9 protein-coding genes are annotated in these 8,597 nt (G+C 72.5%); 4 read left to right on the forward strand and 5 right to left on the reverse strand.

Annotated elements, in window-relative coordinates; all coding sequences use genetic code 11:
• Positions 1-297: 297 nt before the first annotated feature.
• Positions 298-1,503, reverse strand: coding sequence for an MFS transporter (locus tag LW587_RS22480; RefSeq protein ID WP_232631812.1), 1,206 nt, complete (start codon positions 1,501-1,503; stop codon positions 298-300).
• A gap of 115 nt (positions 1,504-1,618) precedes the next feature.
• Between LW587_RS22480 and LW587_RS22485 the strand changes: the two genes are divergently transcribed.
• Positions 1,619-2,521 (forward strand): LysR substrate-binding domain-containing protein, encoded by a 903-nt coding sequence (locus LW587_RS22485; RefSeq protein ID WP_232631813.1) that lies wholly within the window; start codon positions 1,619-1,621, stop codon positions 2,519-2,521.
• Here LW587_RS22485 and LW587_RS22490 read toward each other — a convergent pair.
• Positions 2,505-2,894 (reverse strand): tautomerase family protein, encoded by a 390-nt coding sequence (locus tag LW587_RS22490; RefSeq protein WP_232631814.1) that lies wholly within the window; start codon positions 2,892-2,894, stop codon positions 2,505-2,507. The two genes, LW587_RS22485 and LW587_RS22490, sit on opposite strands and share 17 nt — an antisense overlap.
• Before the next feature lie 167 nt (positions 2,895-3,061).
• On the opposite strand from LW587_RS22490, the gene LW587_RS22495 reads away from it, so the two are divergent.
• A complete protein-coding gene (locus LW587_RS22495) occupies positions 3,062-3,964 on the forward strand; it encodes an HpcH/HpaI aldolase/citrate lyase family protein (protein WP_232631815.1) in 903 nt (300 codons plus the stop codon).
• A 187-nt stretch (positions 3,965-4,151) separates the two neighbouring features.
• Here the strand turns inward: LW587_RS22495 and LW587_RS22500 are convergent, their stop codons facing one another.
• Positions 4,152-4,532 (reverse strand): hypothetical protein, encoded by a 381-nt coding sequence (locus tag LW587_RS22500; RefSeq protein WP_232631816.1) that lies wholly within the window; start codon positions 4,530-4,532, stop codon positions 4,152-4,154.
• 256 nt (positions 4,533-4,788) lie between these two features.
• On the reverse strand, positions 4,789-5,463 hold the full coding sequence (locus tag LW587_RS22505; protein ID WP_232631817.1) for an HAD family hydrolase: 675 nt from the start codon (positions 5,461-5,463) through the stop codon (positions 4,789-4,791).
• 285 nt (positions 5,464-5,748) lie between these two features.
• On the opposite strand from LW587_RS22505, the gene LW587_RS22510 reads away from it, so the two are divergent.
• On the forward strand, positions 5,749-7,173 hold the full coding sequence (locus LW587_RS22510) for a Wadjet anti-phage system protein JetA family protein (protein ID WP_232631818.1): 1,425 nt from the start codon (positions 5,749-5,751) through the stop codon (positions 7,171-7,173).
• A 4-nt stretch (positions 7,174-7,177) separates the two neighbouring features.
• Positions 7,178-7,813: a DUF4194 domain-containing protein gene (locus LW587_RS22515; RefSeq protein ID WP_232631819.1), complete on the forward strand. Its 636-nt coding sequence runs from the start codon at positions 7,178-7,180 to the stop codon at positions 7,811-7,813.
• 88 nt (positions 7,814-7,901) lie between these two features.
• On the opposite strand, the gene LW587_RS22520 is transcribed toward LW587_RS22515, so the two are convergent.
• The coding region (locus LW587_RS22520) for a substrate binding domain-containing protein (protein WP_442919186.1) at positions 7,902-8,597 on the reverse strand (696 nt) is incomplete at its 5' end.

An 8,597-nucleotide genomic window follows, 5' to 3' on the forward strand; every position in this document is an offset into this window, starting at 1 on the left:
GACGCCGCCGGCCACCGCGCCGACCACGGCGCCGATCGGCCCGCCCACCAGCGCGCCGGCGACAGCGCCCGCGCCGACGCCCATCGCCGTGCGATTCTCGGCCCGCGCGGGCGTCGCGAGCGACAGGCCGGCGAGCAGGGCGAGGCCGAGACAGGTCGTTCGCATCAGGTTCGTCCCCCTCGAAGAAGTTCAAGGGCGCCTGTGGCGGGCAAATTCGACGAAAGGTTGACCTGATGCGCTCTGACCGGAACTTCGCAAAATCCGGGATTGCTTTGAAAAGCCGCGCTTGTTCTTGCGTTATGCTCTCGCTTCCGCCGCCTTGAGCGGTCCGCGCAGGGCGATCACGGCCGGAACGGTCGCCAGCGCCGTCGCCGCCGCGGCCAGAAGGCCGGGCGTCTCCCCCAGCCGATCGGCGAGGGCGCCGTAGGCGATCGGCGCCAGCCCCCCGGAGCCGATCACCGCGGTGTAGAACAGGGCGAAGGCGCGGGCGGTGTCGCCCCGCGGCGCCAGCTCCGGCACGGTCCCGTACAGGACCGAGGAGGTGCCGTTCAGGGCGATGCCGAGCAGCGGCAGCAGCACGAGGGTCGGCCCGAGCGGCAGGGGCAGCAGCGCCGTGACGAGGGCCGCGGTGACGAGTTCCGTGGCGAGGACGCTGCGTACGACGCCGAACCGCGCCCCGAGCCAGCCGCAGGCGGCCTTGCCGAAGGCGCCGCCCGTGAAGACGAGGGCGAGGGCGAGCCCCGTGGTCGCCCCGGTGCCGCCCTTGGCCTCCAGGAGGAACGGCAGGAACAGCAGCGTGCCCATCCGGGTCGCGGTGTCGAGGGCGCCGACGGTCATGAGAAGGGCGAATCCCCTCCGGTCTCCCCGGGTGGCGCCTGCCACCCGCGCCGGGGCGGGCGGGAGGGCGCGCGGCGGCAGCAGGAGCGCGAGCGCCGCGGCGACGGCGATCCCGACCCCCGCCATCAGCCCGACGACGGGGCGCCACGCGAGGACGGCGAGGAGCACGGCCACCGCCACCGGGAAGCTCGCCTTCCCGAGATCGCCCGCGAAATTGTAGATCCCGAGCGGCCCGCGTGCCTCCCGGCCATAGGCCTCGGCGACGAGGAGCGAGGCGCGGGGGTGCTGGATGCTCGACCCGATCCCGGCGAGCACGAGGCCGGCGCAGAGCCCGACCAGTCCGCCGCTCAGGCCCATCACGACGAAGCCCGCCGCCGCGATGAGCGTCGCGAGGGCGAGCGCGCCTCCGATCGGCATCCGCGCCACCAGCCGGTCGGCGGGCACCTGCAGCCCGCCCATCGTGGCGTAGTAGAGGCTGCGCAGCCCCGCCAGACCGGCATAGGACAGGCCGAACTCCGCCTGCCAGACGGGCAGCAGCACGTAGAGCAGGTCGGTGTAGCCGTCATGCAGGGCGTGGGCGAGGCAGGCCCCGCCGAGGCTGCGGCGGCGGGGGTCGGTCTCCGGGCGATCCGCGGGCGAATCGATCCGGGGCAGGGTCCGGCTCACGGGCGGTGCCTCCGCTATTGATCGGCCGGTCCTACATGCGTGATCTTTCCGGCATCAGCCCCGTTTCCTTCACGGGTCTTGTGCCTTTTCCTCACGGATCGAGGGAGCCCCCTTCATGCGCCGCCTGCCGCCGCTCAATGCCCTGCGCGTGTTCGAGGTGGCGGTGCGGGCGGGCAGCTATGCCCGGGCCGGAACCGAGCTCGGTCTGACCCACGGCGCGGTCAGCCGGCAGGTCGCCGCCCTGGAGGCGTGGCTCGGCCAGCGGCTGTTCGTGCGGGTCGGCCGGCGGATGGTCGCGACGCCGGCGGCCCGGGTCTTCGCGGCCGAGACCAGCCTCGCCTTCGACCGCCTGACCGCGGCGGCGGAAGCCTGCGGCCGGCCCCAGGCGCCCCGGGTGCTCCGGGTCAGCGCGCCGACGACCTTCGCGATGCGCTGGCTGATCCCGCGCCTCGACCGCTTCCGCGCGGCCCGCCCCGAGACCGAGGTGGTGGTGGCCACCACGACGACGCTGCAGGACGCGTTGCGCGGCGGCTTCGACCTCGCGGTCCGGCGCGGCCCGGAGCCCTGGCCGCAGCACCGCGCCGTGCCGTTCCTGACGGAGGCCGACACGCTGGTGGCGAGCCCGGCGCTTCTCCGGTCCCGGCCGCTCACCCGCCCGGGCGACCTCGACGGCCGCGTCCTGCTCGGCACCGAGACCCGGCCCGACGATTGGGGTGCGTGGCTCGCGGCCGCCGGCGCGGCCCGGCCCGGCCAGGTCCGCCGCCGGGTGTTCGACCACTTCTTCGTGACCCTGCAGGCGGTCGAGGACGGGGCCGGGCTCGGCATCGGCCCGTTCCCGGTGCTCGATCGCGCCGTCGCCGACGGCCGGCTCGCCGTGCCCTTCCCGGAGATCCGGGTGGCCCGGCCCGGCTACTTCGCCCTGATCCCGTTCGACGCCGACAAGACGCCCGCGCTCGCCGCCTTCACGGACTGGCTCGTGGCCGAGGGCGCGGCGCCCGCGCTCACAATTCCCCGGTGAGGAACTGCGCCCGGCCGTGGCCGAAGGACCAGTCCTCGTCGCTGTTCTCCATGGTCGAGATCATCACGTCGGCGGGCGCGATCCCGCAGGCGGCCTGGAGCTTCTCCGTCAGCAGGCGGTAGAACAATTCCTTCTTCGCGCGCCCGCGCGGCCGGGTGATCATCTGCACCACGACGACGTCCCGGGTCCGCGGGATGTCGAGGCCGGTATCCTCCACGATCATCCGCGTCGGCTTGTGCTCGGTCACGATCTGGTAACGGTCGCCGGGCGGCACCTGGAAGGCCTCCAGCATCGCTTCGTGCGCCGCGTCGAGCAGGGCCTTCAGCTCGGCGTCGCTGCGGCCCTCCAGGATGTCGAAGCGCATCAGGGGCATCGGGGTGTCTCCGGTCACGGCGTGGGAGCGGCCCACGGCGATCGCCGGGAGCGGACCTGTAACTAGCCTCGCGCCCCGCGGCTTCCAACCGACGCGGTTCTCCCGTATCCCGGATGCAAAATGGTGCGGCGCAAGATCGGCGCCGGCCGGTTCGGAGGAGGTCAAGGATGTCCGATTTGCGGTTGCGCCGCAGCGTGCTCTACATGCCGGGCTCGAACCAGCGGGCGCTCGACAAGGCCAAGACCTTGCCGGCCGATTCGCTGATCCTCGACCTCGAGGACGCGGTCTCCATGGAGGAGAAGGAACTCGCCCGCGCGCAGGTCTGCGCCGCGGTGAAGAGCGGCGGCTACGGCCATCGCGAACTCGTGATCCGCGTGAACGCACCGCAGACCCCCTGGGGCGAGGGCGATCTGCGCGCCGCGATCGAGGCCAAGCCCGACGCGATCCTGATGCCGAAGGTCTCCTCGCCGGCCGTGCTGGAGAGCATCGCCGACCATCTGGAGGCGCTGGACGCGCCCGAATCCATCGCCGTCTGGGCGATGATCGAGACCCCGGCCGCGATCCTCAACATCCACGAGATCGCCAAGGCCCGGCGCGATCGGCGCACCCGGCTGACCTGCTTCGTGCTCGGCACCAACGACCTCGCCAAGGACACCTGGGCCCAGCTCGTGCCCGGCCGCGTGCCGATGCTGCCCTGGATGATGCTGACCTTGGCCGCCGCGCGCGCCGAGGGGCTGACCATCCTCGACGGCGTCTGGAACGACATCTCCGATCCCGAGGGCTGCCGCGTCGAGTGCCGGCAGGCGCGCGACCTCGGCTTCGACGGCAAGACGCTGATTCACCCGAACCAGCTCGAGCCCGCCAACACCTCCTTCGCCCCGAGCGACGAGGAGGTGCGCCGCGCCCGCCTCGTCATCGAGGCCTTCAACCTGCCGGAGAATGCCAAGCGGGCCGCGATCAAGGTCGAGGGCCGCATGTACGAGCGCCAGCACATCGACATGGCGCGGCGCGCGGTGATCTGGTCGGAGACCATCGCGGCCCGCGACGCCGGAGCGGGTGGGCGCGCCTGACGCGCCCCTCTGATCCGGGCTCCGCTTGATCAAAGCGGAGCCCGGATCAGTCCAGCCCGCGCGGCGTTTGAGCGAAGCCCAGATCCGCCATCCCGAAGGGATCAACCGGATTGGGTATGACACGCTCGCGAAAAAGGCCGCGCCCCTTTCGGGACGCGGCCTCCGTCACGCGGATGCGAGATGCGGCTTACCAGCCGTAGCCGTAGCCACCGTAGCCGCCGCCGTAACCGCCACCGTAGTAGCTGCGGCGGTAGTAGGGGCGCGGCGCGTAGTAGCCACCGTCGTAGTAGCCGACGCTGCGGTAGCCGTAGGCCGGGCGGGCATAACCGTATCCGTAGGCCGGCGCGTAGCCGTAGCCGCCACCGTAACCGCCGCCGTAATAGCCACCGCCGTAGCCGTAGCTGTTCGAGGCGGCCGCGCCGACCAGGGCGCCGGCCGCGAGGCCGCCGATCACGCCGGCCGCGATGGCACCGCCGCCACCGCCGCGCCAGCGGGCCTCGGCGCCGGTCGAGGTGAGCGCGCCGACGCCCAGCACGGCAGCGGCGGAGAGGACTGCGAGCTTCTTCATCCGAATAGAGCCTCTGTTTTCCCGGTGGATCGTCGATCCGTTGCCACCCAACGGGCGGACCCCGGAATCGGTTCATTCCGTTTCGTCGGTTCCGACGCTACGTCCTGACGCATGAACGATGCTGCAATCCGCCGTTCATCCAATCGTCAGGTTGGCCTGGACGCTCTCTGTTGTGGTGTTCACAAATCTGCCAGAGGGTTTCCGTCCGCTTGACCTGGGCTGTCCGACCCCGCGCCCCCCCCAGGTCGGCGCTGCATCAGCGCCGGCCGCCGACCTCGTCGAGATGCTCGAGGAGCCTCGCCGGATCGTCGTAGACCCGCACCGCCCCCGCCCGCTCCAGCTCCTCCGTGCCGTAGCCGCCCGACAGGAGCCCGACGCCGAGCCCCCGGCAGCGGCGGGCAGCGAGCATGTCCCAAATCGAATCGCCGACGATCACCGCATGCTCGATCGGCGCATCGAGCCGTGCGGCGGCAGCCAGGAACAGGTCGGGATCGGGCTTGGCGTATTTCACGTCGTCGCGGGTCACGACCGGGACGCGCTCCGGATCGACCCCGAGGGCGACGAGGTTGTGCCCGGCGGTCTCCATCCGCCCGCTGGTCGCGATCGCCCAGGGGATGCGGTGGTCGGTGAGCGTCGCCAGCAATTCCTTCGCGCCGGGCAGCGGCACCACGCCCTTCGAGAGCCGGCCATAGGCTTCCGCATGCAGGCGGCGCAGCCGGTCGATGCGGGCCGGGTCCATGGCGAACCCGGTCTCGCGCAGGAGCTGGTTCGTGAACAGGCCGCCGCTCATCCCGATCTTGCGGTGGATGCGCCAGACCGAGAGGGGAATCCCCTCCGCGTCCAGGGCCTCCTTCCAGGCGAGCACGTGCTGGTAGACGCTGTCGACGAGCGTGCCGTCGAGGTCGAACAGGAAGACGGTCTCGATGCGCATGGCGGGCTTCCCCCTTCGACGGGACAACGGATCCGCGCCCCGGACGATGCATCGGCCGCGGCGTGAACCGGGGCGCGCCGCGCCGACATCCCGTCGGCGGGGACGGCTTCGCGGGCTTGAAGGGCTTCGCCCTCTGGGATGGCCTCGCGGCCTTGGATGACTTCGCCACGTTGGATGCCTTCGCCACGTTGGATGACTTCACCACGTTGGATGACTTCACCACGTTGGATGACTTGCCGCCCGGCATTGACCGGCGCCGCGGGCTTTGGCTCTTGGCGATCCGCCATGCTGTTCACCCATCTCGCCGACGACCTGTTCCGTCCGCTGGCCTCGCCGAGCCGGGCCTTCAATGCGGCCCTGCTGCTGCACCTGCACGGACGCGTGTTCGGCGACGCCGCCGAACCCCTGCGCAAGGCCGACCTCATCGTCGCCATCGGCGAGTTCTCCACCGGCTGGTCGCAGGCCGAGATCGCCGACGACGCGACCGCCCCGGCCGATCCGATCGAGCGCCGCTCCTACGTCTACAGGCGGCTCGTGGAGGCGGGCTGGCTGGTCGAGCGGCGCGAGCGCTACGTGCCGGTGGTCGATTTCGACCCCGAAGCCCGGATCCTGATCGAGGAACTCGCCCGGATCGAGCGCGGCGAGACCCGCTCCTATGGCGGGGCCGTGCTGGAGGTGCTCGGCGCGCTCGAAAGCGCCATCGCCAACCCGTCCGACCGCTCCGAGGCGCTGCGCAACGCCGCCAAGGCCGCCCGCACCTTCCTGGCCCATCTGCGGGGGCTCGCCGGCGGCCTGCGCAAGGTCGAGGAGCGCATCCTGCGCGAGCCGAATGTCGGCGCGGCGCTCCGGCTCTATTTCGAGGAGTTCGTGGAGCGCCACCTCGTGTCCGACTACCGGACGCTGCACACGCGCTTCAACCCGTTCCGGTTCCGCTCCCGGATCGTGCGCGAGGCCGGCGGGGCCCTGCGCGATCCCCTGACGCTCCGGGCCCTGGCCGAGGGCCACCTGCGCGAGGGCCGGGCCGCCGACCTCGCCTCCGCCGAGCGGAGCGTGCGGGCCGACCTCGTCGAGATCCTGGCGATCTTCGAGGGGCTCGACCCGCATCTCGACGCGGTCGCCGCCGTGGTGGCCCGGCTGGAGCGGCGCATCGCGGCGACCCTGCGCTACCGCGAGCCGCGCGATTCCGCCCGGATCGAGCGCGCCGCCGCCGCACTCCGCGCGGCCGGCGCGGCGCCGGCCGAGGCTTTCCCCGACCTGCCGGCCCCCGGCATCTCGCTGCTGCGCCCGCCGATCGGCCCGCCGCAGCTCACCCATCCCCGGATGCCGCGGCGCGCGATCGAGTCCGATCCCCTCCCGGAGATCGAGACCGATCCGTCGATCGAGGCCTTCGTGCTCGCCAAGGACGCCTTCCGCCGCCGCACCACGGTGACGCCCGAGCGCATCGTGGCCTATCTCGACGCGCGGCTCGCGCCGGGCCGCACCCTGCGCGGCTCCGACCTCACGGTCGAGGACGTCGACGCCTTCGTGGTGTTCCAGCGCCTGCGCGAGATCGACGTGCTGTTCGACGGAAGCCTCCGCGGGCGCTACCGCCTCGCCCCGGGCGAAGGCCGGCTCGCCAATGGCTGGATCGACTGCCCGGACTTCGTGATCGAGCGCCTCGCCGAACCGAAGAGCCGGCGCCGCCCCGGCCTCGCCTCCGAGACCCGGTAGCCCCATGCTCGACGCCTTCCGCGCCATCCTCGACGGGGACGAGCCGCCCCCGCCCGGCAGCGCCGCCCCGAGCGAGGAGGAACTGACCCGCGCCCTCCAGGTGATGCTGAAGGGGCAATGCGTCTACGCGGCGACCCCCGGCATCGGCCGCTCCTACGAGTTGGCGCGCCACTACGCCCCGTTCTTCCGCGATTACTTCGCCTGCCTCGGCTACGGCTTCGAGGTCGCCCACCGCGACCAGATGGTCTTCCTGAGCCTGCCGCCCGAGGGCGTGCGCCACGACGCGCAGGGAGAGCGCCTGCGCAAGGACGAGACCCTGGTGCTGCTGGCGCTCCGCCTCGCCTACGAGGAGGGGCTTCGCGATCACCGCGTCTCCACCGAGGGCACGGTGGAATGCACCACCGACGACATCGCCGATTCGATCCGCTCCGCCGCCCGCTCCGACCCGCCGGACGAGGCTCGCCTCCTCGAGATCCTGCGCCTGTTCGCCCGCAAGGGAGCGCTGCGCCTGGGCGAGCGCGACCGGACCGAGCGGGTCACCCCGCTGACGGTGATGCCGGGGATCAGCGTGCTCTCGCCGGATGCCTGGATGGATCAGGTGCGCGCCTGGTCCGCGGCCGGGGAGGGGCGCGAGGGCTGATCCGGGCTCCGCTCGATCAAGGCGGAGCCCGGATCAGGCAAGCCCGCGCGGCGTTTGAGCGAAGCCCAAATCCGCCATCCCGAAGGGATCAACCGGATTTGGGATGAGGCGCCTGCGCCCAGGGCACCGCGGCGAAGGCCTGCTCCAAAAACCCGATCAGCGCGCTCACCCGCGCCGGACGCGGCAGGCCCGGCGGCATCACGAGGTTGAGGGCGATCGGCGGGGGCTGCCAGTCGGGCATCACCCGCTCCAGGCGCCCGGACGCGAGGTCGTCCCAGATCGTGAAGTCGGGCTGCACCGCGAGGCCGAGCCCGGCCCGGAGCGCGGGCGCCAGCGCGTCGGCGTTGTTGGCCCGCAACGGCCCCTCCGGCGCCACCGACACGCTCGCGCCCGACGGGTCCGAAAAATGCCAGCGGTCGGGCGTCGGCAGGTAGGCGTAGCCGAGGCAGGCATGGGCCTTGAGGTCGTCGGGATGGGCCGGACGGCCGTGCCGCTCGAGATAGCCGGGGGTCGCGACGAGCGAGCGGCGGACCCCGCAGAGCCGCCGCACCCGCAGGGAGGAATCGGCGAGGGCGGCGATGCGCAGGCCGAGATCGAACCCGCCGCCGACGAGGTCGACCACGGCGTCCGACAGGTGCAGATCGACGCTCACCTGGGGATGGGCGGCGAGGAAGTCGGGCAGGACCGGGGCCACGTGGGCGACCCCGAACGACATCGGGGCGGCCAGCCGCACCCGGCCCCGCGGCGCGCCGTTGGCATCGAGCGCCCGGGCCTCCGCCGCCTC

Origin of the sequence: Methylobacterium sp. Leaf118 (genome assembly GCF_920984675.1) — a bacterium.
GTDB lineage: Bacteria > Pseudomonadota > Alphaproteobacteria > Rhizobiales > Beijerinckiaceae > Methylobacterium.